General features: G+C 73.3%; 25 protein-coding genes. 15 read left to right on the plus strand and 10 right to left on the minus strand.

Going from position 1 to position 22,949, the window contains the following annotated elements; translation table 11 throughout:
- The first annotated feature begins 27 nt into the window (after nucleotides 1-27).
- From RGQ06_RS12140 to RGQ06_RS12160, 5 genes are read left to right on the plus strand one after another with little or no spacing between them, the layout of a single operon-like run.
- Nucleotides 28-1,278, plus strand: a complete 1,251-nt coding sequence (locus tag RGQ06_RS12140; protein ID WP_432430391.1) for a DUF445 domain-containing protein — start codon at nucleotides 28-30, stop codon at nucleotides 1,276-1,278.
- A 13-nt stretch (nucleotides 1,279-1,291) separates the two neighbouring features.
- Nucleotides 1,292-1,642: a phosphomannose isomerase type II C-terminal cupin domain gene (locus RGQ06_RS12145; protein ID WP_432430392.1), complete on the plus strand. Its 351-nt coding sequence runs from the start codon at nucleotides 1,292-1,294 to the stop codon at nucleotides 1,640-1,642.
- 50 nt (nucleotides 1,643-1,692) lie between these two features.
- Nucleotides 1,693-2,907 (plus strand): MFS transporter, encoded by a 1,215-nt coding sequence (locus tag RGQ06_RS12150; RefSeq protein WP_432430393.1) that lies wholly within the window; start codon nucleotides 1,693-1,695, stop codon nucleotides 2,905-2,907.
- Between the two features lie 11 nt (nucleotides 2,908-2,918).
- Complete coding sequence (gene thiD, locus RGQ06_RS12155) at nucleotides 2,919-3,725, plus strand: bifunctional hydroxymethylpyrimidine kinase/phosphomethylpyrimidine kinase (RefSeq protein ID WP_432430394.1); 807 nt, start codon at nucleotides 2,919-2,921, stop codon at nucleotides 3,723-3,725.
- A 9-nt stretch (nucleotides 3,726-3,734) separates the two neighbouring features.
- Entirely contained in the window at nucleotides 3,735-4,595 is an 861-nt protein-coding gene (locus tag RGQ06_RS12160; protein WP_432430395.1) for an SDR family oxidoreductase, read from the plus strand.
- On the opposite strand, the gene RGQ06_RS12165 is transcribed toward RGQ06_RS12160, so the two are convergent.
- Nucleotides 4,574-4,843: a hypothetical protein gene (locus RGQ06_RS12165; protein WP_432430396.1), complete on the minus strand. Its 270-nt coding sequence runs from the start codon at nucleotides 4,841-4,843 to the stop codon at nucleotides 4,574-4,576. The two genes, RGQ06_RS12160 and RGQ06_RS12165, sit on opposite strands and share 22 nt — an antisense overlap.
- A gap of 73 nt (nucleotides 4,844-4,916) precedes the next feature.
- Here RGQ06_RS12165 and map point away from each other — a divergent pair, with 73 nt between their 5' ends.
- Complete coding sequence (map, locus tag RGQ06_RS12170; protein ID WP_432430432.1) at nucleotides 4,917-5,852, plus strand: type I methionyl aminopeptidase; 936 nt, start codon at nucleotides 4,917-4,919, stop codon at nucleotides 5,850-5,852.
- A 59-nt stretch (nucleotides 5,853-5,911) separates the two neighbouring features.
- Here map and RGQ06_RS12175 read toward each other — a convergent pair whose 3' ends face one another.
- Both RGQ06_RS12175 and RGQ06_RS12180 read right to left on the minus strand, forming a co-directional pair.
- A complete protein-coding gene (locus RGQ06_RS12175; RefSeq protein ID WP_432430397.1) occupies nucleotides 5,912-7,129 on the minus strand; it encodes a winged helix-turn-helix domain-containing protein in 1,218 nt (405 codons plus the stop codon).
- A 37-nt stretch (nucleotides 7,130-7,166) separates the two neighbouring features.
- Nucleotides 7,167-8,009 carry a hypothetical protein gene (locus tag RGQ06_RS12180; RefSeq protein ID WP_432430398.1) on the minus strand — a complete coding sequence of 281 codons (843 nt, stop codon included), beginning with the start codon at nucleotides 8,007-8,009 and terminating at the stop codon, nucleotides 7,167-7,169.
- Nucleotides 8,010-8,188: 179 nt separating this feature from the next.
- On the opposite strand from RGQ06_RS12180, the gene RGQ06_RS12185 reads away from it, so the two are divergent.
- Together RGQ06_RS12185 and RGQ06_RS12190 are read left to right on the plus strand one after the other, a co-directional pair.
- Nucleotides 8,189-8,389 (plus strand): ferredoxin, encoded by a 201-nt coding sequence (locus RGQ06_RS12185; RefSeq protein ID WP_432430399.1) that lies wholly within the window; start codon nucleotides 8,189-8,191, stop codon nucleotides 8,387-8,389.
- Nucleotides 8,390-8,400: 11 nt separating this feature from the next.
- On the plus strand, nucleotides 8,401-9,600 hold the full coding sequence (locus RGQ06_RS12190) for an NAD(P)/FAD-dependent oxidoreductase (RefSeq protein WP_432430400.1): 1,200 nt from the start codon (nucleotides 8,401-8,403) through the stop codon (nucleotides 9,598-9,600).
- A gap of 7 nt (nucleotides 9,601-9,607) precedes the next feature.
- Here RGQ06_RS12190 and RGQ06_RS12195 read toward each other — a convergent pair whose 3' ends face one another.
- Nucleotides 9,608-10,630: a hypothetical protein gene (locus RGQ06_RS12195; RefSeq protein WP_432430401.1), complete on the minus strand. Its 1,023-nt coding sequence runs from the start codon at nucleotides 10,628-10,630 to the stop codon at nucleotides 9,608-9,610.
- 23 nt (nucleotides 10,631-10,653) lie between these two features.
- Between RGQ06_RS12195 and RGQ06_RS12200 the strand changes: the two genes are divergently transcribed.
- The gene (locus tag RGQ06_RS12200) at nucleotides 10,654-11,289 is read left to right on the plus strand and encodes a lysoplasmalogenase (protein WP_432430402.1); all 636 of its coding nucleotides are present in this window, start codon (nucleotides 10,654-10,656) and stop codon (nucleotides 11,287-11,289) included.
- A gap of 15 nt (nucleotides 11,290-11,304) precedes the next feature.
- Here RGQ06_RS12200 and RGQ06_RS12205 read toward each other — a convergent pair whose 3' ends face one another.
- Nucleotides 11,305-12,516: a metallophosphoesterase family protein gene (locus RGQ06_RS12205; RefSeq protein ID WP_432430403.1), complete on the minus strand. Its 1,212-nt coding sequence runs from the start codon at nucleotides 12,514-12,516 to the stop codon at nucleotides 11,305-11,307.
- A complete protein-coding gene (locus RGQ06_RS12210; protein ID WP_432430404.1) occupies nucleotides 12,513-15,107 on the minus strand; it encodes a M1 family metallopeptidase in 2,595 nt (864 codons plus the stop codon). Before RGQ06_RS12210 ends, RGQ06_RS12205 begins: the two co-directional genes overlap by 4 nt.
- A 37-nt stretch (nucleotides 15,108-15,144) precedes the next feature.
- Here RGQ06_RS12210 and RGQ06_RS12215 point away from each other — a divergent pair, with 37 nt between their 5' ends.
- Genes RGQ06_RS12215 through RGQ06_RS12230 form a run of 4 tightly spaced genes read left to right on the plus strand, consistent with a single transcriptional unit; the run spans nucleotide 15,145 to nucleotide 19,080 of the window.
- Complete coding sequence (locus tag RGQ06_RS12215) at nucleotides 15,145-16,158, plus strand: adenosine kinase (RefSeq protein ID WP_432430405.1); 1,014 nt, start codon at nucleotides 15,145-15,147, stop codon at nucleotides 16,156-16,158.
- A complete protein-coding gene (locus RGQ06_RS12220) occupies nucleotides 16,155-16,988 on the plus strand; it encodes a purine-nucleoside phosphorylase (RefSeq protein WP_432430406.1) in 834 nt (277 codons plus the stop codon). Before RGQ06_RS12215 ends, RGQ06_RS12220 begins: the two co-directional genes overlap by 4 nt.
- Nucleotides 16,989-16,993: 5 nt before the next feature.
- On the plus strand, nucleotides 16,994-18,667 hold the full coding sequence (locus tag RGQ06_RS12225) for a phospho-sugar mutase (protein ID WP_432430407.1): 1,674 nt from the start codon (nucleotides 16,994-16,996) through the stop codon (nucleotides 18,665-18,667).
- A gap of 56 nt (nucleotides 18,668-18,723) precedes the next feature.
- Nucleotides 18,724-19,080, plus strand: a complete 357-nt coding sequence (locus RGQ06_RS12230; protein ID WP_432430408.1) for a response regulator — start codon at nucleotides 18,724-18,726, stop codon at nucleotides 19,078-19,080.
- A gap of 19 nt (nucleotides 19,081-19,099) precedes the next feature.
- Here the strand turns inward: RGQ06_RS12230 and RGQ06_RS12235 are convergent, their stop codons facing one another.
- Together RGQ06_RS12235 and upp are read right to left on the minus strand one after the other, a co-directional pair.
- Entirely contained in the window at nucleotides 19,100-19,531 is a 432-nt protein-coding gene (locus RGQ06_RS12235) for a hemerythrin domain-containing protein (protein ID WP_432430409.1), read from the minus strand.
- 63 nt (nucleotides 19,532-19,594) lie between these two features.
- Nucleotides 19,595-20,218: a uracil phosphoribosyltransferase gene (upp, locus tag RGQ06_RS12240; protein WP_432430410.1), complete on the minus strand. Its 624-nt coding sequence runs from the start codon at nucleotides 20,216-20,218 to the stop codon at nucleotides 19,595-19,597.
- A gap of 9 nt (nucleotides 20,219-20,227) precedes the next feature.
- On the opposite strand from upp, the gene deoC reads away from it, so the two are divergent.
- Nucleotides 20,228-20,896: a deoxyribose-phosphate aldolase gene (deoC, locus tag RGQ06_RS12245; protein ID WP_432430411.1), complete on the plus strand. Its 669-nt coding sequence runs from the start codon at nucleotides 20,228-20,230 to the stop codon at nucleotides 20,894-20,896.
- Between the two features lie 9 nt (nucleotides 20,897-20,905).
- On the opposite strand, the gene RGQ06_RS12250 is transcribed toward deoC, so the two are convergent.
- A complete protein-coding gene (locus RGQ06_RS12250; RefSeq protein WP_432430412.1) occupies nucleotides 20,906-21,364 on the minus strand; it encodes an SRPBCC family protein in 459 nt (152 codons plus the stop codon).
- A 35-nt stretch (nucleotides 21,365-21,399) separates the two neighbouring features.
- Nucleotides 21,400-22,491 carry an adenosine deaminase gene (locus tag RGQ06_RS12255; RefSeq protein WP_432430413.1) on the minus strand — a complete coding sequence of 364 codons (1,092 nt, stop codon included), beginning with the start codon at nucleotides 22,489-22,491 and terminating at the stop codon, nucleotides 21,400-21,402.
- A 39-nt stretch (nucleotides 22,492-22,530) separates the two neighbouring features.
- Between RGQ06_RS12255 and RGQ06_RS12260 the strand changes: the two genes are divergently transcribed.
- Complete coding sequence (locus tag RGQ06_RS12260) at nucleotides 22,531-22,914, plus strand: PGPGW domain-containing protein (protein ID WP_432430414.1); 384 nt, start codon at nucleotides 22,531-22,533, stop codon at nucleotides 22,912-22,914.
- Nucleotides 22,915-22,949 lie beyond the last annotated feature (35 nt).

The raw sequence follows: 22,949 nt of genomic DNA on the forward strand, positions 1-22,949 counted from the left end.
ATGAGCACCGCGACAGGGGAAGCACCCGTGCCCGGCGAAACCTGCACCGTGATCACCGCGACCAACATCGCCGTCGTCCTCGTCGCGGTGCCCCTCGTCACCGCGTTCATCGGCTACATCACCAACTGGGCCGCGGTCCGCATGATCTTCTCGCCCGAGGAGTTCGTCGGCGTGGCGCCGTTCGGGGTGAAGATCGGCTGGCAGGGGGTGCTGCCGTCCAAGGCCGACACCTTCGCCGCCGACGTCGCCGGCAACGTCGGCGCCGTGCTGTCACCGGCCGAGCTGGCCGAGCGCCTCGACCCGGCCGAGATGGAGGCGCTGTTCGCCGACCGGCTGGACACCGAGCTGCCCGTCATCGTCCGGGACGTGGCCGAGATGCTGGCACCCGGCACCTGGGATCAGATGGCGCCCGATGCCCAGCAGATGGTCATCACCCAGATCAAGACCGAGGGGCGCCAGGTCGCCCAGGAGATCTTCGACGACCTGCAGGGCATCAGCCACGAGCTGCTCGACCTCGAGCAGCTCGTGTTCGACCTGCTGTCCGGGCCGAACGTGAAGCGCCTCGTCCGCCTGTTCCAGGAGATCGGCGGCAAGGAGCTCAAGGCCATCGTCCGCTTCGGCGGGTGGTTCGGCTTCGTGATCGGCTGCTTCCAGGCGCTCAGCTTCTCGATCTTCGACCAGTGGTGGTTGATGCCGCTCGTCGGGGGCATCGTCGGGCTCGGCACCAACTGGCTGGCCCTGCAGATGATCTTCCGCCCGATCGAGCCGAAGCGCTACGCCGGCCTCGTCACCTACCAGGGGATGTTCCCCAGCCGCCAGGGCGAGATCGCCCATGACTACGGCCGGATCACCGCCCGGGAGATCCTCACGCCCGCCAACCTGCTCCGACTCGTCACCGAGGGCGAGGCCGGCACCCGCATCGCCCAGGTGGTGCTCACCAAGGTGAGCGAACGGGTCGACGCCGCCCGTCCCATGGTCGAGATGCTCACCCAGACCGAGGTCACCGACGCCCAGCTGGCCTCGGTGAAGATGATGGTCGTGGGCCGGGTCACCGAGTCGGTGCCGGAGATCCAGCCCGAGATCGAGGCCTACCTGGAGAAGCAGCTCCAGGTCGGTGAGCTCGTCGAGTCCAAGCTGCGAGCCATGCCGAAGCTCGAGTTCGAGCGGCTCCTCCGCGGCATCTTCGAGCAGGACGAGTGGATCCTCATCGCCATCGGCGGTGCCCTCGGCGCCGGCGTCGGCCTGCTGCAGGGGTTGGCCGTCCTGTCCGTGGGTTGACCAGACTGTCCGGATGACCGCACTCGAGTACGACGAGCGCCCCTGGGGCAACTACACCGTGCTGTCCGACGAGGACGACCACAAGGTCAAGCGGATCGTCGTCCACCCGGGCAAGCGGCTCAGCTACCAGACCCACGCCCGCCGGGCCGAGCACTGGTACGTCGTGAGCGGCACCGCCACCGTCACCCTCGACGGCACGGACCACCAGGTACCCGCCGGCCAGTCCGTCGACATCGCCCAGGGCATGGCGCACCGCTGCGCCAACGAGGGCGACGAGGACGTGGTGTTCATCGAGGTCCAGCGGGGTGACTACTTCGGGGAGGACGACATCGTCCGCCTCGAGGACGACTTCGGCCGCAGCTAGGCCACGGAAACGCTGCCGGCGTCAGCGCGCCGCGGACCTATGTTCTGCCGGTGCAGGGTTCACTGCGGTCCGGCCGGGTCCGGGCCTTCCTCGTCGCCGAGGCGTTCAGCGCGGTCGGCACCTGGGCGACCTTCATCGCCATCTGGGGCTACGCCGCGTTCGAGTTCGGGGCCACCGCCGGCGACGTGACGCTGTTCGGCGTCGCCCTCACGCTCCCGGGCGTGCTGCTCGGCCCGTTCGTGGGGACCGTGATCGACCGGATCGGACCCCGGGCCAGCCTCGGCGTGGCCAAGGCGATCGGCGTGGTGGCCTCGCTCGCGCTGCTGTTCGCCGACGACTTCCGCAGCCTGGCGCTGCTGTCGATGGTCCACGGCGTCGCCGGCGCCCTGACCGTGCCCGCCCTGCAGTCGCTGCCGCCCCGACTGGTCCGGGACGAGGAGCTGGCCCGCACCAACGCCCTCGTGTCGCTCACCGACGAGGTCGCCATCATCGCCGGCCCCGTCGTGGGTGCCGTGGCCATCGGCTGGTTCGGCTTCCGGGGCGCGTTCGTGCTCACGGCCGCCACCTACCTGCTCGGCATCCTCGTGCTGCCGATCGTGCAGGTGCGCGACGTCGTCGATCCCGCCTCGCACGAGCGCCGCCCCGGGATGCGGGACGCCCTCGAGGGGCTCCGCCTGGTGGCCCGGACCCCGGTGCTGCGGCGCGTCGTGGTGGCGATGAGCTCGGTCCACCTCCTCTACGGCGCCGCCCTGCTCGCCGAGCCGCTGTACGTGCGGGACGTGCTGGAGCGGCCTCCGTCGACCTTCGCCGCGCTGCAGGCCGTGTTCGGCGTGTTCCTGGTGGCGGGCGGCATCGCGGTCGCCCGCCTCGGGGAGCGCGTGGCGTCGTTCGGCTGGGTGGTCCTCGGCGTCGGCGCCTCCGGCGTGACCGCCATCGTCTACCTCGGCACCCCGTCGGTCGTCGTCGCCTTCGTCGGCGTCGCGGCCTGGGGCGTGTGCACCGCGCTGCTGTCGGGTCCGTCCCGCACGCTGCTGCAGCGCAACGCCCCGGAGTCGGTGCACGGACGTGTGATCGCCACCGACACCATGTCGGGCACCGCGGCCCAGCTGCTCGGCATCCTGTCCACCGGTGCGCTCATCGGGGCGCTGGGCGTGTCGGCGGCGATGAGCCTGCTCGGCGGTGTCGTCGTGCTCGTCGCCGTCTGGTTGCGGCGCTCGGGGGCGCGAGCGGTGGCGCCCGTCCTCGTCGCCGAGGTCGTCGGGTAGCGTCGCCCACCGTGCCGACACCGCTGGTCGCCCTCACCGTCGCCGGCGTCGACAGCGCCGGCGGGGCCGGGGTCCACGCCGACCTGCGGGCCTTCGCGGCCCACGGGCTGCACGGCGCCACTGCGGTGGCCGCCCTCACCGCCCAGTCCACCCAGGCGGTCGAGGCGGTCCACGTCGTCCCACCCGAGTTCGTCGCCGCCCAGCTCGATGCCGTGCTCGGCGACCTCGACGTGCGGGCCACCAAGACCGGGTTCCTCGCCTCGGCCGACACCGTGGACGTGGTCGCACGCGTGGCCGAGGCCGGCCGGTTGGCGAACCTCGTCGTGGACCCGGTGCTGGTCAGCTCGGCCGGTGCTGCCCTGTTCCCGCCCGACGTCCGGGATGCGCTGGTCGCCCGGCTGCTCCCGCTGGCCCGGGTGATCACGCCGAACCGCACCGAGGCGGGGCTCCTCGTCGGCCGATCCCTGCAGACCCTCGCCGACATGGAGGCCGCAGCCGTGGAGCTGCTCGACCTCGGCTGCGAGGCGGTCGTGGTCAAGGGCGGGGACGCCGACGACGAGGGCGACGATGCCGTCGACGTGGTCGCCGTCGACGGTCGAGCCGAGCGGCTGGTGCTGCCCCGGGTGGACACCCCCAACGACCACGGCTCCGGGTGCTCCTTCGCGGCGGCCACGGCTGCTCGTCTCGCGCTCGGCGACGACCCGCTCGACGCGGTCCGGGCGGCGAAGGGCTTCGTGCACCGGGGCCTGCTCGGGGCCCGCACCTGGCGCCTCGGCGGCGGCCACGGACCCATCGACGCCTTCGGCTGGGACAGCTAGACCGTCGCCGTGCCCAGGGTCCTCATCACCGGTTGCTCCAGCGGCTTCGGCCTCCTCACCGCCGTGGAGCTGGCCGGGCGTGGCCACGACGTCGTGGCGACCATGCGAGACCCGTCGCGCGACGGCGACCTCCGGCGGGCCTGCGACGCGGCCGGCACCTCGGTCCACGTGGTCGCCCTCGACGTGCACGACGAGGCCTCCGTCGCGCGCGGGGTGGCGGAGGCCGTGGCGCTGCTCGGCGGCCTGGACGTGGTGGTCAACAACGCCGGCATCGAGGTGCGCGGCCCCGTCGAGCTGGTGTCCGACGCCGAGGTCGCCCTGCAGTTCGAGACGAACGTGTTCGGGCTGCTCCGCGTGGTGCGGGCGACGGTGCCGCACCTGCGGCGGTCCGAGGCTGCTGCCTTGGTCAACCTGAGCAGCGTGGCCGGCGTGATCGCCCGCCCCTTCGCGGGGATCTACGCGGCCTCCAAGCACGCCGTGGAGGCGATCAGCGAGGCGCTCCACTTCGAGCTCGGCCTGTCCGGCATCCGGGTCCACTCGATCCAGCCCGGCCAGTTTCCCACCGAGCTGGGCGCCAACACGGTGACGGCGGCGGCCTTCACGCCGGATCACGACGGCTACTGGACGATCGCCGAGCAGCTGGAGTCCCGGGCCAAGGGCCTGGGCGGCGACGGACCTGCGGACCCCGCGCTCGTCGCGCGGACCGTGGCCGACGTGCTCGAGGACCCGGCCGCACCGCTGCGGACGCCGGTGGGTGCCGACGCCGAGCTGATCGTGGCCGCCCGCCACGGCCACACCTTCGAGGAGTACGAGGTCCTGATGCGCAGCGCGCTGGACCACTGGGAGGGCTACCGGCGCGAACGGCCCTGATCCAGCGGGCGCAACCGGCGGGCCACCACCAGCGTCAGCACGGCCACCCCCGCGGCGGCAGCGGTGGTGGCCGTGGCCGGGACCGGTCCGGTGGCGCCCGGCAGGGCGGCGGCCACGATCAGGCCGCCGGCGAGCAGGCCCCCGACCAGGACGGTGACGAGCTGGACCGTGGCCCGGGTCGCAGCACGGCGGGCCTTGCGCCGTCGGGTCCGGGCTCGCTTGGTTGCAGCATCGGTGGGGCGTCCCACGGGCAACGACCGTGGCACACCGCCCGGGGGAGCGGGTGGATGCGGCGTTACCCTGGTGGCCGTGACGGCCACGATGAAGGCGAACGACCAGTGCTTCTGCGGCAGCGGCCGCAAGTTCAAGCGCTGCCACAAGGCGAGCTTCGAGCCCGTCCGGCCGGGCGCGATCTCCCCGCTGCGCCCCGTCCCCGACACCATCGAGGTGCCCGCGTACGTGGTCGAGGGTCGGGTCGACCGCTGGGACGAGCCCGCGGTCAAGTCCCCCGACGTCATCGCCCGCATGCGGCGCACGGGGGCCGAGGCCGCCCGCATCCTCGCCCTCACCGGGGCTGCGGTCCGCCCCGGCATCACCACCGACGAGCTCGACCGCATCTGCCACGAGGCCACCGTCGAGGCCGGCGCCTACCCCAGCCCCCTGCTCTACGGCGGCCCCGACAACCCGTTCCCCAAGTCGGTCTGCACCTCCGTGAACGAGATCATCTGCCACGGGATCCCCGACGACCGCGAGCTGGTCGACGGCGACATCGTGAACATCGATGTCACGATCTTCCGCGAGGGCGTCCACGGCGACACCAACCGCACGTTCTTCGTCGGCGAGGTCGACGACGTCTCGCGGCGCCTGGTGCAGGTCACCTACGAATCGCTCCTCCGGGGCATCGAAGCGGTGAAGCCGGGCGAGCCGTTCTCGGCCATCGGCCGGGCCATCCAGACCCACGCCGAGGCCGAGGGGTTCGGCGTGGTCCGGGCCTTCGTCGGGCACGGCATCGGCGAGCAGTTCCACACCGACCTGCACATCCCGCACTACCACGAGCCCCGCCTCACCGACATCATCGAACCGGGCATGACGTTCACCATCGAGCCGATGATCACCGTGGGCGCCCACGAGCACGTCATGTGGAGCGACGGGTGGACCGCCGCCACCATCGACCGCAAGCGCACCGCGCAGTTCGAGCACACGATCCTCGTCACCGACGACGGCGCCGAGGTGCTCACCCCTCACCCCGACACCTGACGCGCGACAGGGGAACTGCCAGTTCGAGAGGACTGGAACTGGCAGTGCTGGTGTCGCGGTCAGTGGACGGCGGCGAGGGCGGGAGCGAGGTCGCCGCGGCCGACGACGACCACGTCGTCGAGGTCGAGCCAGTCGGCCAGCAGCCGGAGCTCGTTGCTGAGGCGCTCGGCGACCTCGGCTTCGTCGGTTCCGCGCTGGTCGAGGTCGGGTTCGGCCCAGGCCGACTGCACCAGGAGCCGCCGGCCGGCGCGGTCGGCCTTGAGGTCGACCCGGGCGACGTAGGTGTCGCCGAGCAGGAACGGCAGCACGTAGTAGCCGTGGACGCGCTTGGCCTCGGGCACGTAGATCTCGATCACGTACCGGAACCCGTGGATGCGCTCCACCCGGTCCCGGTGCCACATGGCGACATCGAACGGCGAGACCAGCGCGCAGGCGTCCACCCGCCGGGGGAGGGATGCATCCGGGTGGCGCACGCCGGTCTCGCGCCAGCCCTCGACCGCCACCGCCTCCAGCTGCCCGTCGGCGACCAGCCCGGGGGTCAGCGCCCGGACCTCCCGGATGGGCAACCGCCAGTAGTCGGCGAGGTCCTTCGGGGTGGCCACGCCGTGGGCCCGGGCCGCGACCAGGAGCAGGTCGCGGAGTGCCTCCTCCCGGGCCGGCGTGGGCCGATCGCGCACGTGCGGCGGGACCGTGACGGCCGGGTGGCAGTAAGCCCGCTCGAACCCGCCCCGGCGCACCGCGCCGACCCGGCCGTGCCAGAACAGGTGCTCCAGCGCCTTCTTCGTGTCGCTCCACCCCCACCACGGCCCGGTGCGGTCCCGCCGGGTGCCGAGGATCTCGTCGAGCTCGGCCGCCGAGGCCGGTCCGTGCTCGTGCACCAGGGCCTCCAGCTGTCCGATGAGGTCGGGCCGCCGGTGCCCGACCGTGGCCGGTCCGCTCCAGCGGTGGCCGTCGGCCATGCGCCACCGCAGCAGCGGCTCCAGCTCCACGTCGATGAGCGACGCCTCGTGGCCCCAGTACTCGAACACCTCGTGGTCCCGGTAGGCGAGGCGGTCGAGGAGGGTGGGGTCGTGCGGGCCGAGCCGGCTGAAGAACGGCAGGTGGTGGGCGCGCGCCAGCACGTTGACCGAGTCGATCTGGACCAGGCCGAGGCGCCGGATCACGGATCGCAGGTGGCGACGGTCGACCCGGCCGGACGGCCGGGCCGCGGCGAGGCCCTGGGCGGCGAGCACGGTGCGCCGGGCCTGCGCGGCGCTGAGCGAGGTCGGACGGGGCACGGCACGGCAGTCTGGCCCGTCCGAGGAGTGCGCAGCGTCAGGCGGCGTTCGGCTCGGTGGCTCGCATCTCCACGTGCACGTGGGGCGCGGCGGCGCCGCGGGCGGCCTCGGTGAAGCGGTCGACCTGGCTCTCGAACCCGAGCTGGCGGGGACCAGCCGCCACGAGCGTCTCGCCCCCACGGACGTGGTCACCTGCGACCACGAGCGGGTCGACGATGTGGATGATCGAGACCTCGACGTCCGGGTTGGCGTGCGGGCGGATGGTGATCTTGTGGTCGCTGCCCCGGTACTGGATCGGCGCGACCTCGACGACGACCCCGTCCACGGGAGCGGTGACCCCCGCGTCGGCATCCACCGCGAGGTCGATCGCGGTCATCGGGCCGGCGGCCCGCTGACGGGTGGGCAGGACGATGACCTGGCCCTCGGCCTCGCCGGTGATCGGGACCGCGGCGCCGTGGTGGTGGCTCGCCGCGATCGGCCGGGTGGAGTCGAGCGGCAGCGCCTCGGTGCTGTTGGACTCGTGGAAGCCGACGAACTCGGTCGTGTCGCCGTCGGTGAGCACCTCCACGCCGTCCCACCGGGCCACGGCCGAGGGTCCCTCGAGCACCGCGCTGACCAGGTCTCCGGCGGCCGCCGCCCGGTGGGCGATGGTGAGCAGCGACGACAGGTCGACCCCGAACAGCGGCGCGGGGTCGGGATCCTCGTCGGCGGGGAGCTCGATCGTGGCGCTGGCCGCGTCGCGCACGCTCGCACCGCTCGGCGGCGCGGTCACCACGAGGCCGGTCAGGCCTGCGGCCAGGAGGCCCTGCCGACGGCTGCGTCGACGGCGCGCCGTGGGCGGGTCGGCGGGGGTTCGGGTGGGGAGCGGGTCTTCGGGCATGGCACCTCCGAGCGCGGCTGGCGGACGAGGGCGTTCCGGGGCACCGACGATTGGCGCTCGCGCGGACGGCCTCCACGTGTCCGTACCGCGTGGCCCTGTCTCCGATGCATCTCGGGGCCGGTGAGCGGGCGCGGTACGCTCCGACGTCTCCGGACGCCGAACGAGAAGGGGCACACGAGATGGGCTACAAGGTGGTCGTCGACTTCGACCTGTGCGAGTCGAACGCGATCTGCATGGGCGTCGCCCCCGAGGTGTTCGAGGTGCGCGACGACGACTTCCTCTACGTCCTGCAGGAGCACCCCAGCGAGGAGCTGCGCCCCAAGGTCGAGGAGGCCGTGCAGCGCTGCCCCAAGCAGGCCATCTCCATCGAGGACGAGTAGCGCCCCCGACGATGCGCGACATCGTCATCGTCGGCGCGTCCATCGCCGGCTTCTCGGCCGCGGCCGAGCTGCGGGCCCAGGGCCACGACGGCGCCATCCACCTGGTCGGTGAGGAGCCGGTCCGCACCTACGAGCGACCGCCCCTGTCCAAGGGGGTGCTCGGCGGCGAGGACCCGACCACCACCGAGTGGGCCGCGGCCCGCGACGACGACCTGGACCTCGACTGGCTGGTGGGGGAGCGCGCCGTCGGGCTCGACGTCGGCGGCCGGACCGTGGAGCTCGCCACCGGCGAGTCGCTGCCCTACGACGGCCTGGTCATCGCCACCGGCGCATCGCCCCGTCGGCTGCCCGGCCACCGCGACCGGGCCGGCCTGCACCTGCTGCGGTCCCTCGACGACTGCCTCGGCCTCCGTGCGGACCTCGATGCCGGTCCCGAGCGCGTCGTCGTCGTGGGAGCCGGCTTCATCGGCGGTGAGGTCGCGGCCACGTGCCGCCTCCGGGGTCACGAGGTCACGGTGGTCGAGCCGCTGTCGCAGCCGCTCGAGCGCGTGCTCGGCCCGACCATCGGTGCCGCGGTCGCCGACGTCCACCGCGCCGCCGGGGTCGACCTGCGCCTCGGCACCGGGGTGGACGCCGTGCTCGGCGACGACCACGTCGAAGGGGTTCGGACCACGGATGGCGCGGTGATCGAGGCCGACCTCGTCGTCGTCGGCATCGGCGTGGTGCCCAACACCGCATGGCTGGACGGCTCCGGACTCGCGGTCGAGGACGGAATCCGGTGCGACGCGACCACGCTCGTGGCCCCGGGCATCACCGCAGCCGGCGACGTCGCGTCCTGGGACAGCCCCCGCTACGGGCGCCTGCGCATCGAGCACTGGGACAACGCGGTGGACATGGGCCGCGCCGCAGGCCGGCGCCTGCTGGCCAGCGACGAGGGAGCCGAGGTCTACGACCCCGTGCCGTGGTTCTGGTCCGACCAGCACGACGTGCGGGTCCAGGTGGCCGGACGGCCGACCCTGCCCGATCAGGGGGGCGACCTCGTGGTGGTCGACGGGGCCATCGGCGACGACCGCTTCGTCGCCCTGTACGGCCGGGACGGGCAGGTCACGGGCGCACTCGGGTGGAACTGGCCGGCCAAGACCGTGCGCTACCGCATGGCGCTGGAGCAGGGCCTCGGCTGGGACGAGGCGATCTCGGCCGCATCGCCGTAGCCACGTCTCAGGGCGACTGCTCGGCGACGGCGAGCACCGGCCAGCGCAGGGGCAGCGCGCCGCTGTCGGAGACCACGAGCTGGCCGTCGAGCGCGGCGCCGAACCGGTTCCCCCCGACCCAGACCGGCGAGTCGACCTTCGGCAGCCTGCCGTGCAGCAGCCCGGTCGCGGCGTCGCGCACGTCCCAGCCGCCCGGCGCCGGCACCAGGACCACCGACCCGTCCGGGGACAGCCGGCCGTCGGCAGCGGCGCCGTCGTCGAGGGCGTGGGTGGAGAGGAGCCCGTTGCCGGTGATCGACCAGACCTCCAGGCGTGCAGCGGCTGCAGCCGTGGCCGGCGCGGCGACCAGGAGGCGCTCGCCCCCGGCATCGATGGCCTGGCGGTCGTCGGAGGCGCCCAGGTCCGTCGGCTCGAAGCTGGGCCGGTGCCAGCGGACCATGCCGTCGCTCCCGAGGACGACGATCCCGAAGCTCGCCGGGCCGAGGACCTCCCCGTCGCCGATGTCGAGCTCGGTGATGGAGCCGCCGCCCTCGAGCTGCAGCAGCGAGACCTCCTCGCCGTCGTGCAGCCAGACGTGGCCGGGTTCGTTGGACGGGTGCAGGCCTTCGATGCAGCAGCCCACGACCTCTTCGAACGGCTCGCCCGGCTCGGCCGCGTGGACCCCGCCGCCGGCCAGCACGACGACGACGTCGTCGGTGGTCACGACGGTCTGCACCTCGAGTCCGACCAGCCCGCTGGGTCCCGATGGCGCGGTGGCGGTCGAGAACGCGAAGAGGGCGTCGTCGCCCCCCACCGGGGTGAGCCCGTACACCGGCGGCAGCTCTCGCGGTGACGTGGTGGTGAGCGTCTCGCTGGTGGGGGTCGCCGGGACCGTCGTCGGACCGGGATCAGGGGCCGCCTCCCCGCCGTCGTCCCCGCTGCCGACGACGAGCGCGACGATGCCTGCCACGACGACCAGCCCGATCCAGATCGGCGTGGTGCGGTTCGCCCGCCGGATCTCGGCGCGGTGCTCGAGGTCGGTGCCGCTCACAGGGGGTCCAGTAGACCATCGCCATGGACGGGACCGTCATCGCGCTCCTCGCAGCCACCCTGGTCGTGGCGGCCATCGACTGGTGGGCGGTGGGGACCGATCGACGACGCGTCGAGTACGTGGCCAAGCCCCTGACGATGGTGGTGCTCATCGCCGCCGCCCTCGCCCTCGACCCGGCGGACGACACCGCCCGGACGTGGTTCGTGGTCGCCCTGGTCCTGTCGCTCGCAGGGGACGTGTTCCTGATGCTGCCCCGGGACCTGTTCGTGCCGGGTCTGGCGTCGTTCCTCCTCGGCCACGTCGCCTACATCGTCGGGCTGCTGTCCCTGGACACCTCCGTGGCCGGCCTCGTCGTCGGTGCGGGCATCATCGCCGTGGCCCTCCCGTGGCTCGGCCTCCGGATCCTGCGGGCGGTGCGCACGGGCAGCGAGCCAGAGCTCGCGATGCCGGTCACCGCCTACGTGCTGGTGATCAGCGCCATGGTGGTCTCGGCCGGGGCGTCGGGGAGCGCCATCGCCCTCGCCGGCGCCGTGTCGTTCTACGTCTCCGATGCGCTCATCGCCTGGACCCGGTTCATCCAGCCGCTGGCGTGGGGCCGGGTGGCGGTGATGGTCACCTACCACGCCGCCCAGGTCGCCCTCGTCGCCTCGCTCGTCTGACCGGAGCCGCCCGGGTCACCAGCTCCGGGTGAAGCACCGGTCGCCGAGGCGACCGGGGGACCACAGCTGCCACACGCCGAAGGCCGCCCGACGGGTGTGGTCGGTCCAGCGGATGCAGGACGGGTCGGCGATGCGGTGCACGGTCTGGACGACCCCGCCCTCGTGCACCTCGTAGCCCGCCCACGTCCCCGGGAAGTCCTTGGTCGAGCCGACCTCGGTGATGGTGACCGGGCCGACGTGGCGGCGCCGGTGCCGGTGCGTGTGCCCCGACGTCACGAGGGTGCGGGGGTTGGCCCGGCCGAGGGCGCGCAGGAAGTGCTCGGCCTCGGGACCCGGGATCCCGGCCGGGAGGTAGGTCGGGACGCGCCACCGCAGGGGCTGGTGGTGCATGGCGACGAGGAGGGGCAGGTCCGTGCCGCTGGCGAGGTCGAGCGTGCGCTCGAGCACGTCGGAGACCCTCCCGGGGTCCTGGCCGGGGATCGTGCTGTCCACGAGGACCACGCGGATGCCGGGGCGGTCCACGTGGGCCACGTCCGTCACCAGCTGCAGGCCGTGGCGAGCGAGGCCGGCGGCGGGATCCCCGTCGCCCCGGCCGGACCACTCGTGGTTGCCGGGCACGACCGAGATCGGCACGTCGAGCTCGTCGAGCACCGAGGCCGCCTGCGCCCACCACTCCGGCCGGCTGTGGTCGACCAGGTCACCCTTGACGATCAGCTCGTCGGCGCCCCAGGCCCGCGCCTCGCGCAGGGCGGCCCGGGCGCAGCGCACGGGGTGGACCTCGTCGGGCTCGGGCTTCTCGATGATCGTGTGCAGGAAGCCGGTGCTGCGGGAGCCGATGTGGGTGTCGCTCACCGTGGCGATGCGATGGAGCAGCTCGCCGGGCGGCGGCAGCAGGGTCCGGGCCTCCAGCGGCGGGACCGGCTCGGGCAGTCCCGGCCCGCTGATGTGGATCCGATGGGCGTTGCCCGGCGCGAGGTCGGTCACGGTGGCCGCGCCGGGTCCGCCGTCGGCGTCGACCGAGACGGTCTGGTCTCCGCAGCGAACCTCGATGGGGCCGGGTCCGAGGGCGCTCCACGTCAGCTGGATCCACGTCGTCCCGGTGCCGAACACCGCGAGGCGCTGCGGCGGGCGCGGACGCCCGTCACCCGGGGGCTGCGGGGGGACGTGGCTGCGGAAGGCGTTGACGAGCCGGGTGCGTCGGCTGCTCTCGTGGACCTTGATGCTCATCCGCCGGGCAGCGACGACGCGACCTGGCCCGCCTCGCGCTGGTGCACCGCCACCTGCACCCGCATCCGCTCGACGTGCTGCGCGATCAGCGTGGTGGCCTCGGGCACCGGGTGGGTGGCGAGGAACTCCTCGATCTCGTCGGCCAGCGCCGGGTCGGTGACGCTGGTGATGCCCTCGACGAGGCGGTGGTTGGCGTTGAAGGGCAGCCGGGCCCGGATGCGCTCCCAGCCGTCCCGCACGGCGGTCCAGGCGTGGCGGTCGTGGGCCGGGTTGCGCAGCGCCGCCCGGTAGGCGAAGGCCAGGTTCTGGCTGCGGACCTCGTCGGTCTCGAGCAGGGCGAGGTACCGGGAGAACAGGTCGCCGTCCGCCACGGTGGCGGCGGCGTAGAGGTAGCGGACCTGCTCCTGGGGCGTGGCGCCGTGCCGGAAGCGGTCGAGCATGGCGTCGAACCGGTCCGCATCCGCGGTGACCGCCGCGGCCTTCAGGGCACCGGCGCCGAGCTCGGCGTCGACCTCGGTCGGCCGGTGCAGCTGCTGCTCGAACACCGCGGTCGCGCGGGCCAGGGCGTCGGGGTCGCCGTGCACGCCGCGCAACCCGAGGACGAGCCCGCGGAGGGCTCGGGTGCGGTCGTCGTCGGTGGGGTCGACGTCGTCGCCGAGCCGCGCTGCGAGCGGCGCCAGGAGGCGGCGGACCCACGCCGACACGGCCGGTCGCTCGTCCTCGGACGCAGCCCGGTCGACCACCTCGATGCTCGACGCGGCCAGCTGCCACACGGAGAGGTCGGTCTCACCGACGTCGGCGATGCGCTGCACGGTGGCGGCGAGGTCGCCCGCCCGGCGGTCGCCCCGGAGGGTGAGGCCGTGGGCGTCGTCGAGCACCGCGTAGCGCTCCAGCGGGGCGAGGTCGCCGAGGCCGTCGAGGACGGCGGCCTGGAGCTCGGCGTCGTAGGACACCCGGTAGAAGGCGTGGCCGCCGGCGTTGACGACGACGGGGGCGCCGGCGGTGGGCGTGGCCGGGAGCGTCAGCGAGGCCCGGGGGCCGTCGAGCACGATGCGCTCGGTGCCGCCTGCGCTGCGCACGACGACCGGCACGTGCCAGCGGGGGTCCTCGCCGTCGCCCGCGTCGGCCGGCTCCGTGTAGCGGAACGGCTGCTGGGTCAGGGTCAGGCCGGCGTCGTCGAGGCTCGCGGTGACGAGCGGGAAGCCGCCCTGGAAGATCCAGCTGTCCATCATCGCCCGCACCGGCTCGCCCGTGACGGCCTCGAGGGCATCCCAGAGGTCGCCGGTCTCGGTGTTGCCGAACTGGTGTGCCTGCAGGTAGCGGCGGATGCCGTCCCGGAAGGCGTCCTCGCCCAGGTACTGCTCGAGCATGCGGACGACCGCCGAGCCCTTCTGGTACGTGAGGGTGTCGAACATCCCCTCGGCGTCGGCAGGCGTGATCACCGGGTACTCGATCGGGCGTGTGGTGGCCAGCGCATCGACGTCGAACGCGCCCGACCGCTCGCGGCCGAAGTGCATCCACCGCTCCCACGCCGGGCGGAACGCCGCGGCGCACTTGGCCTCCATGAAGGTGGCGAAGGCCTCGTTGAGCCAGATGCCGTTCCACCAGCGCATCGTCACCAGGTCGCCGAACCACATGTGGGCGAGCTCGTGGGCGATCACGTCGACGACGGCGAGGAGCTCGGCCTGGGTGGCGGACTCCGGGTCGACGAGCAGGAGGGTCTCCCGGTAGACGACGCAGCCCAGGTTCTCCATGGCGCCGAACGCGAAGTCGGGCACGGCCACCATGTCGACCTTGTCGCCCGGGTAGGCGATGCCGTAGTAGTCCGCGAAGAAGCGCAGGGCGTGGGCCCCGACCTCGAGGGCGAACTCGGCCAGCTCGCCCTGCCCGGGGCGGTGGACGATGCGCAGCGGCACCCCGTCGACGTCGACGGGGCCGGTGGTCTCCATCGGACCGACGACGAACGCGACCAGGTAGGTCGACATCGGCATGGTGTCGGCGAAGCGGATGCGCACCCGCCCGTCGCCGAGGTCCTCCCGGGCGAGCTCGGGGCCGTTGGAGATGGCCAGCAGGTCCTCGGCGACGTCCAGGGTGACGCCGAAGACCGCCTTGAACTCCGGCTCGTCCCAGCACGGGAAGGCCCGGCGGGCGTCGGTGGGCTCGAACTGGGTGACGGCGATGGCACGGTCGCCGCCGCCGTCCGCGGTGTAGGTCGAGCGGTAGAAGCCGCGGAGGCGGTCGTTGAGCACGCCCGAGAAGGTGAGGTGCAGCGTCGCCGTCCCGCCGGGCAGGGTCTCGGGCAGCGCGACGCGCAGCTGCTCGAGGTCGGCGTCGAGGTGGATCTCACCGTCGATGCGGCGCCCGTCGAGGTCGACCCACGCCTCGCTGACGTCCAGCTCGGCGGCGTTGCAGACCAGCTCGGCGGTGGGGGAGCCGACGTCGAGGGTGACGCTGGCCGCGCCCCGGAAGGTGCTCGTGGCGAGGTCCGGGGCGAGCCGCAGGTCGTAGCGCTCGGGCCGGACCGAGGCGGGGAGGCGACCGGCCCGGTCCCCGGTGGCCGGGGGCGGTGCGGTGGCGTCGTCGGAGGGCACCGGGCAACGGTACCGGCCGCGTGTACCGTCGCCGAGCGTGACGCCCCCTGCATCCGAGCAGATCCTCCGCGACGTCCGCGACGACGGCACCGCCCTCGACGTGGTCGGCATCGGCAACGCGCTCGTGGACGTGCTCAGCCACGAGGCCGACGACTTCGTCGCGACCCACGATCTGGTGAAGGGGGCCATGACCCTCATCGAGCCGGACCGGGCCACGCAGCTGTACGAGGCGATGGGCCCGGGCATCGAGGTGTCCGGCGGATCGGCCGCCAACACCATCGCCGGGGTCGCCTCCTTCGGCGGCCGGGCCGCCTACCTGGGCAAGGTCCACGACGACCAGCTCGGCGTGGTGTTCGCCCACGACATGCGGGCCAACGGGGTCGTGTTCCGCTCGCCGCCGGCCGCCGACGGCCCGCCCACGGGGCGGTGCCTGATCATCGTCACCCCGGACGCCGAGCGGACCCTCAACACCTACCTCGGTGCCTCCGCCTACTTCAGCCCCGACGACGTGGACGCCGAGCTGATCGAGCTGTCGCGGTACACCTTCCTCGAGGGCTACCTGTTCGATCGGCCCGAGGCCAAGGCCGCCTACCGAACCGCCTCCGAGATCGCCCACGGCGCCGGCCGCAAGGTCGCGCTCACCCTGTCCGACACGTTCTGCGTGGAGCGCCACATCGACGAGTGGCGGCCCCTCGTCGCCGACCAGGTCGACGTGCTCTTCGCCAACGACGCCGAGCTGCGTGCCCTCTACGGGATCCACCTCGACCACGCCGTCGACCGCGCCCGTGACGAGGTGGAGACCACGTGCGTCACGCTCGGCCCGGAGGGTTCGCTCATCGTGACCTCCGAGGGCATCGTCGAGGTGCCGCCCCACCCGGTCGACGTCGTCGACACGACCGGGGCCGGCGACCTGTACGCCGCCGGCGTGCTCCACGGCATGGCCAAGGGCCTGCCGCTGGCCGAGTGCGGCCGCCTCGGCTCCATCGCCGCCTCGGCCGTCATCGGCCACACCGGCGCCCGACCAGGCCAGTCGCTGGCCCAGCTGGCATGAGCGGCACCGGCACCCCGCCCGACGCCTACGAGCGGGCCGCCGAGGCGGCTGCCGCCCTCGCCGAGCGGACCGGCGTCGAGCGCCACGACGTGGTGGTCGTGCTCGGCTCGGGCTGGCGCACCGCCGCCGAGCAGCTGGGGGAGGCCTCCTGCGCGTTCCCGGCGGCGGACCTGCCGGGCTTCCACGCGCCGACCGTGGAGGGCCACGGGGGCGAGCTCCGCTCCATCGACGTCGACGGTCGCCGCGTGCTGGTCGCGCTGGGCCGCGTCCACGCCTACGAGGGGCACGGACTCGCCGACGTCGTGCACGGCGTGCGCACCGCCGTGCTCGCCGGCTGCCGCACGGTCGTGCTCACCAACGCGGCGGGCGGCCTCGGCGAGGGCATGTCCATCGGGCAGCCGGTGCTCATCGCCGACCACCTCAACCTCACCGGCCGCTCCCCCCTGACCGGCCCGACGCCGGACGCGGCCATCGGCCCCCGGTTCCCGGACATGACCGACCTGTACTCGGCTCGCTTGCGGGCCATGGCCCGGGAGCTCGAACCGACCCTGGTCGAGGGCGTCTACGCCGGCATGAACGGCCCCCAGTACGAGACGCCCGCCGAGATCCGCATGCTCCAGACGCTGGGCGCCGACCTGGTCGGCATGTCCACGGTGCACGAAGCCGTCGCCGCCCACCACATGGGCGCCGAGGTGCTGGCCATGTCGCTGGTCACCAACCTGGCGGCCGGCCTGGGCGACTCGCTCGACCACGAGGACGTGCTGTCGGTGGCCGTGACCTCGGCCGATGCCATGGGCTCCCTGCTCGCCCGGTTGGTCCGGCGGCTGTAGACCGGATGGACACCGAGCTGCGCGCCGCCATCGACGCCTGGCGCGCCGACGACCCCGACCCCGCCACGGTCGCGGCGCTCGACGCCATGGTCGCCGCCGCCGACGAGGCCGCGCTCGAGGCCGCGTTCGCTGCCCCGCTCGCCTTCGGCACCGCAGGCCTGCGCGGGCCACTCGGGCCGGGGCCGGGTCGGATGAACCGCGCCGTCGTGCGCCGTGCCGCGGCCGGGCTGTGCCGCTGGCTCGACGACCAGGGGTGGGAGGGACCCGTGGTCGTGGCCCGGGACGCACGCCACGGCTCGGCCGACTTCGCCCGGGACACGGCCGCGGTCGTCGCCGGCGCCGGCCGCTCCGTCGTCCTCGCCGATCGTCCCCTACCGACGCCGCTGCTCGCCTTCGCCGTCCGCCACCTGGGCGGGGCGGCGGGCGTGATGGTCACGGCCAGCCACAACCCACCTGCCGACAACGGCTACAAGGTCTACGCCGGCGACGGTGCCCAGATCGTCGCTCCGTGGGATCGGGAGATCGCGGCCCACATGGCAGCGATCGAGCGGGTGTCCGACCTGCCGCTCGCCCCGCTCGACGACGCGCGCATCGCCGAGCTCGGAGACGACGTGGTGGACGCCTACGTCGAGGGGGTCGCCGGACTCCGGACCTCCCACGCGCCGGTCGACCTGCGGGTGGCCTACACGCCCATGCACGGGGTGGGCCTCGAGGTCCTGCAGGCGGCCTTCGCCCGAGCCGGCCTCGCGCCGCCGGCGGTGGTCGAGGCGCAAGCCCACCCCGACCCCGACTTCCCGACGGTGGCGTTCCCCAACCCGGAGGAGCCGGGCGCCATGGACCTGCTCCTCGCGTCGGCTGAGGAGCACGGTGCCGACCTCGCCATCGCCAACGACCCCGACGCCGACCGCCTCGCCCTCGCCGTGCCCGGACCGCGTGGCGGGGCCACCACGTGGCGGGTCCTCACCGGCGACGAGATCGGCCTGCTCTTGGCCGACCACCTGCTGCGCCACTCCGAGGGCGCCGATCGCCTGCTGGTCACCACCGTCGTGTCGTCGTCGGCGCTCGCTGCGCTGGCTGCGCACCACGACGTCCAGTTCGTCGAGACGCTCACCGGCTTCAAGTGGCTGGCCCGCGCCGCGATGGCCCGACCCGATCTCCGCCCGGTCCTCGGCTACGAGGAGGCGCTCGGCTACTCGGTCGGGTCGCTGGTGCGGGACAAGGACGGCATCAGCGCCGCCGTCGTCGCCGTGGAGGCGGTGGCGGGGCTGCTGGCCGAGCGCTCCTCGGTGGCGCAGCGCCTCGCCGAGCTGGCCGTCGACCTGGGGCTGCACCGCACCCGCCAGCGCTCGCTGCGCTTCGAGGGACTCGACGGTGCCCCGCGGATGGCTGCGGCGGTCGACCGGATCCGGACGGATCCGCCAGAGGTGCTCGGCGGCTTCGACGTCGTCGGCGTCGAGGACCTGGCCCTCGGTCAGCGCCTGCCGCCGACCGACGGCGTGGTCCTGCGCGGCGACGGCATGCGGGTCGTCGTCCGCCCGTCGGGCACCGAGCCCAAGCTCAAGCTCTACGTCGAGGTGGTGCGCCTGGTCGACGCCGTCGACGACGTCGGCGCCGAGACCGACATCGCCGATGAGCGCATCGACGCGGTCCTCGCCGACCTCGAAGCCCGGCTCGCCTGAGACGAACCTCGAGCACGGCTCGACGTCGGGTGGCGCATCGGTCGTACCGTGGCGGCGTGCGGGTGCTCATCTGCGACGACGAGGCCGACATCCGGCTGCTGTTCCGGATGGCGTTCGAGGCACGCGGGGTCGAGGTGACCGAGGCGGTGGACGGCGACGACTGCATCGCCCAGGTCGCCGACGTGTGCCCGGACCTGATCGTCCTCGACCTGTTCATGCCGAACCGGGACGGGCTGTCGGCCCTGCCGGAGCTGAAGCGGCGGTGCCCGTCGACCCGGGTGCTCGTGGTCACCGCGTACGCGGCGGCCGAGAGCTTCAACCGCAGCCGCGCGCGCGGCGCCACCGCCTGCTTCGACAAGCTCGAGTTCGAACAGCGGATCCCGCGCCTGGTCGAGCGCTACGGGGCCGCCTGACCCCGAGGCCGCTCGGGAGCTACTTGGCGGCCGCCATCTCGGTGCCGAGCTCGTCGAGGCGCTCCTGGCTCATCCGCTTCCGGAGGTCGGGGAACATGTCGGTCTCCTCCTCCTCGGCGTGGTGCTCGACGTTCTCCATGAGCACCTTCATCTTGGCGATCAAGGTGTCGTCGCCGGAGACCTCTTCGATCTCCCGCATCAGGACCTTGACGACGTGGTGCTCCTGGACGCCCTCGTCCACGGTCTCGGCCAGCTCCTCCTCGTCGGTGTCCTTCACCGCCGGGTAGAAGATGTCCTCCTCGATCCGGGTGTGGGTCTCGAGCTCGGAGAAGATCTCCTTCTGCAGCTCCTTCATGCGGGCCATGTCCTCGGCCTCGTCGGCCGTGCGGAACTGCTCGAAGAGGTCGCGCACCTCGTCGTGGTCGGTGGTCAGCAGCGTGATGGCATCCATGGGGTCCTCTTTCGACGTGGGGACGGGTGCGGACCCTTACCCCGTCGCGGCCGGAGTCGTGCCTCAGGCCGTGCCGAAGAGCCGATCGCCGGCATCGCCGAGGCCGGGGACGATGAAGGCGTCCTCGTTCAGGTGCTCGTCCACCGATGCCGTGACGAGTCGGTCGACGAGCCCGGTGCTGTCCAGCCGGTCCACGCCCTCGGGCGCCGCGAGGATGCACACCGCGGTGACGGTGCCCGGGTTGCGGGCGGCGAGCTGCTCGCAGGCGAAGACCATGGAGCCGCCGGTGGCCAGCATGGGGTCGAGGACGAGCACGTCGCGCCCGTCGAGGTCGTCGGGCACCGAGTTCATGTACGGCACGGGCTCGTGGGTCGACTCGTCGCGGGCCACGCCGATGAAGCCGGTGTCGCTGCCCGGCAGCAGGCGAAGGACCGGGCCGAGCATGCCGAGGCCGGCGCGCAGCACGGGCACGACCATCGGGGGCCGGGTGACGCGCACGCCGGAGGTCTCGGTGAGCGGGGTGCGGATCGTCACCGGCTCGGTGGCGAGGGCGCGGGTGGCCTCGTAGACCAGCATGAGGGCCAGCTCGTCCGCGGCCTGGCGGAACACGGCCCGGTCGGTGCGCTCGTCGCGCATCCGGGTCAGGAGCTGGGCGGCGAGGGGGTGGTCGACGACGAGCGTGTCCATGTGGGCATGATGGCATTCGTGGATCGCACCGCTGTCGCCCGCATGATCGACCACACGCTGCTCGCCCCGGAGGCGACCGTCGAGCGCGTCGAGGCCCTCTGCGCCGAGGCGCGCGACCTGGAGGTCGGGGCGGTCTGCGTGTCGCCCAACCAGGTGGCCGCTGCCGCCGCCGCCCTCCGTGGCTCCACCGTCGGGCTGGCGTCCGTGATCGGCTTCCCCTCCGGCGCCCACCGGGCCGAGATCAAGGCCGCCGAGGCGGCCGCTGCCGTCGCCGACGGCGCGTCCGAGCTCGACATGGTCGTACCCCTCGGCGCCGTGGTGGCGGGCGACTGGGACGAGGTCGAGGCCCACGTCCGCGCCGTGCGCGAGGCAGCGCCGTCACCGGCGGTGCTCAAGGTCATCGTGGAGTCCGCCGCGCTCGACGACGCGCAGCTCGACCGGGTGTGCGCGGTGGCCGTCGGCGCCGGCGCCGACTACGTGAAGACCTCCACCGGCTTCCACTCCACGGGTGGGGCCACGGTCGACGCCGTCCGCCGCATGCGGGCCGCGGTCGGTTGGGACATCGGCGTCAAGGCATCGGGAGGCATCCGTGACGCCGCCACGGCGCTGGCCATGATCGAGGCCGGCGCCACCCGCATCGGGGCGTCGTCGTCCGCGGCGATCCTCGACGGCATCTGAGCGCCGGGTTCAGCCCTCCAGCGAAGCGGCGAGGCGCTCGAGCGTCTCGCTCATGGTCTCGCGGTTGCGCGCCGTCCGGTCGTCGACACCGGACATCTGCTTGCTGAACTCCAGGGCGGACTCCGGCCGCAGGTCCTGGCTCCACTCGGTGACCCGACACCCCGCGTCGGTCGGCTCGATGCGGTAGCCCCACGTCGAGAAGTGGAAGTCCATCATCGAGCACTCGAAGGCGAAGGCCCGGCCGGGCTCGGCTTCGATGACCGTGCCCTGGGTGGTCCACTCGTGCTCGCCGTTGCGGTTGTGCCCGTCGAAGGTGGCCCCGACCGTCGGCCCGTCGTGGCCCTCGTGCCACTCGCAGGCGTGGCACTCCTCGGACCACTCGCCCATGCGGGTGACGTCGGAGATGGCGGCGTAGACCGCTTCAGGGGAGGCGGCGATGTCGCGGGAGATCTGGATCGTGTCGGCCATGGCGGAGAGTCCACCACATGGTCATGCCCACATGGTCAAGCCGATTCGAGCGACCGGGCCTGGAGCGATGCGTAGCCGGGCTTGATGATCTCGTTGATGATCCGCAGGCGCTTGTCGAAGGGCCAGAACGCGCTCTTCATGGCGTTCACGGTGAACCACTGCAGGTCGGTCCAGCCGTAGCCGAAGGTCTCGCACAGGGCGTGCATCTCGCTCGACATGGTCACGTCGCTCATGAGCCGGTTGTCGGTGTTGACGGTGACCCGGAACCGCAGGCGGGTGAGCAGGTCGATCGGGTGCTGGGACAGCTCGTCCACCACGCCCGTGTGCACGTTCGACGTCGGGCACATCTCGAGCGGCACGCGCCGGTCGCGGACGAAGGACGCGAGCTCGCCGAGCTTGACCGAGCCGTCGGGCTGGACCTCGATGTCGTCGACGATGCGCACGCCGTGCCCGAGCCGCTCGGCCCCGCAGATCTGGATGGCCTCCCAGATGGAGGGCAGGCCGAACGCCTCGCCGGCGTGGATGGTGATGTGGTGGTTGGCGGCGGCGATGGTGCGGAACGCGTCGAGGTGGCGGGTGGGCGGGTGCCCGGCCTCGCTGCCGGCGATGTCGAAGCCGACCACGCCGGCATCCCGGTGGCGCAGCGTGAGCTCGGCGATCTCCGAGGAGTTGGCCGCCGTGCGCATCGCGGTGAGGAGCAGCCCGATCTGGATGCGGCCCTGGGCGGTCACCTGCTGGAACCCGGCGAGCACGGACTCGACGATCTGGTCCAGCTCCATGCCGCCGTCGAGGTGCAGCTCGGGTGCGAAGCGGACCTCGGCGTAGACCACGCCGTCGTCGGCGAGGTCCTCGGCGCACTCGGCTGCGACGCGGGTGAGCGCCTCGGGGGTCTGCATGACCCCGACCGTGTGCTGGAACGGCTCCAGGTAGCGGGGCAGGCTGCGCCGTGCGGCGCCCTCGACGAACCAGGCGGCCAGCTCCTCGGGGTCGGTGGTCGGCAGGTCCGTGTAGCCCTGCTCGGCGGCCAGCTCGATCACCGTCGCCGGCCGCAGCCCTCCGTCGAGGTGGTCGTGCAGGAGGACCTTCGGGGCCTGCTTGATCAGCTCGAGCGTGGGGGTGTTCGGCATGCGCTGACGCTACCGGTTGCCCCGCCGTACGATCTGTCGATGCCCGAGAGCTCGGAGTCCCGCTTCGTCGCCGTCGTCCGCTTCGCCTTCCGCTCCTCGAAGCGGATCGCGGTCACCGTGATCGGCGCGGCCCTGGTGCTCGCCGGCATCGCCATGCTGGTGCTGCCCGGTCCCGGCATCCTCGTGGTCGTGGCCGGCTTCGCCGTGCTCGGCACCGAGTACGCCTGGGCCGCCGCCGCGCTCGACCGCACGAAGGCCACCGCAGAGCGCGCCGGTCAGATGGCCAAGGGTGCGGCCGGCTCCTCGGTCCGGGTGGCCAAGGGTGCAGCCGTCAGCACGGGCCGAGCGGCACGAGGTGCCGCGGGCGGGGCCGCCGGTCGCCTGCGCCGACGTGGGGGCACGGGCGGCGTCGGCGACATCTGAGCCCCATCCCTCACCGTTCTGGGCCGCGGTGCGCG

Origin of the sequence: Salinilacustrithrix flava, assembly GCF_041228405.1 — a bacterium.
Lineage (GTDB): Bacteria > Actinomycetota > Acidimicrobiia > Acidimicrobiales > Salinilacustritrichaceae > Salinilacustrithrix > Salinilacustrithrix flava.

Bases quoted from the DNA above. Each gene is read 5' to 3' on its own strand.
- RGQ06_RS12185 (WP_432430399.1), top strand. From the start codon at position 8,189: ATGGGCTACAAGGTGGTCGTCGACTTCGACCTGTGCGAGTCGAACGCG.
- map (WP_432430432.1), top strand. From the start codon at position 4,917: ATGAAGGCGAACGACCAGTGCTTCTGCGGCAGCGGCCGCAAGTTCAAG.
- RGQ06_RS12255 (WP_432430413.1), bottom strand. From the start codon at position 22,491: ATGCCGAACACCCCCACGCTCGAGCTGATCAAGCAGGCCCCGAAGGTC.
- RGQ06_RS12235 (WP_432430409.1), bottom strand. From the start codon at position 19,531: ATGGATGCCATCACGCTGCTGACCACCGACCACGACGAGGTGCGCGAC.
- RGQ06_RS12145 (WP_432430392.1), top strand. From the start codon at position 1,292: ATGACCGCACTCGAGTACGACGAGCGCCCCTGGGGCAACTACACCGTG.
- RGQ06_RS12220 (WP_432430406.1), top strand. From the start codon at position 16,155: ATGAGCGGCACCGGCACCCCGCCCGACGCCTACGAGCGGGCCGCCGAG.
- RGQ06_RS12190 (WP_432430400.1), top strand. From the start codon at position 8,401: ATGCGCGACATCGTCATCGTCGGCGCGTCCATCGCCGGCTTCTCGGCC.
- RGQ06_RS12225 (WP_432430407.1), top strand. From the start codon at position 16,994: ATGGACACCGAGCTGCGCGCCGCCATCGACGCCTGGCGCGCCGACGAC.
- upp (WP_432430410.1), bottom strand. From the start codon at position 20,218: ATGGACACGCTCGTCGTCGACCACCCCCTCGCCGCCCAGCTCCTGACC.
- RGQ06_RS12260 (WP_432430414.1), top strand. From the start codon at position 22,531: ATGCCCGAGAGCTCGGAGTCCCGCTTCGTCGCCGTCGTCCGCTTCGCC.
- deoC (WP_432430411.1), top strand. From the start codon at position 20,228: ATGGCATTCGTGGATCGCACCGCTGTCGCCCGCATGATCGACCACACG.
- RGQ06_RS12180 (WP_432430398.1), bottom strand. From the start codon at position 8,009: ATGCCCGAAGACCCGCTCCCCACCCGAACCCCCGCCGACCCGCCCACG.
- RGQ06_RS12200 (WP_432430402.1), top strand. From the start codon at position 10,654: ATGGACGGGACCGTCATCGCGCTCCTCGCAGCCACCCTGGTCGTGGCG.
- RGQ06_RS12250 (WP_432430412.1), bottom strand. From the start codon at position 21,364: ATGGCCGACACGATCCAGATCTCCCGCGACATCGCCGCCTCCCCTGAA.
- RGQ06_RS12205 (WP_432430403.1), bottom strand. From the start codon at position 12,516: ATGAGCATCAAGGTCCACGAGAGCAGCCGACGCACCCGGCTCGTCAAC.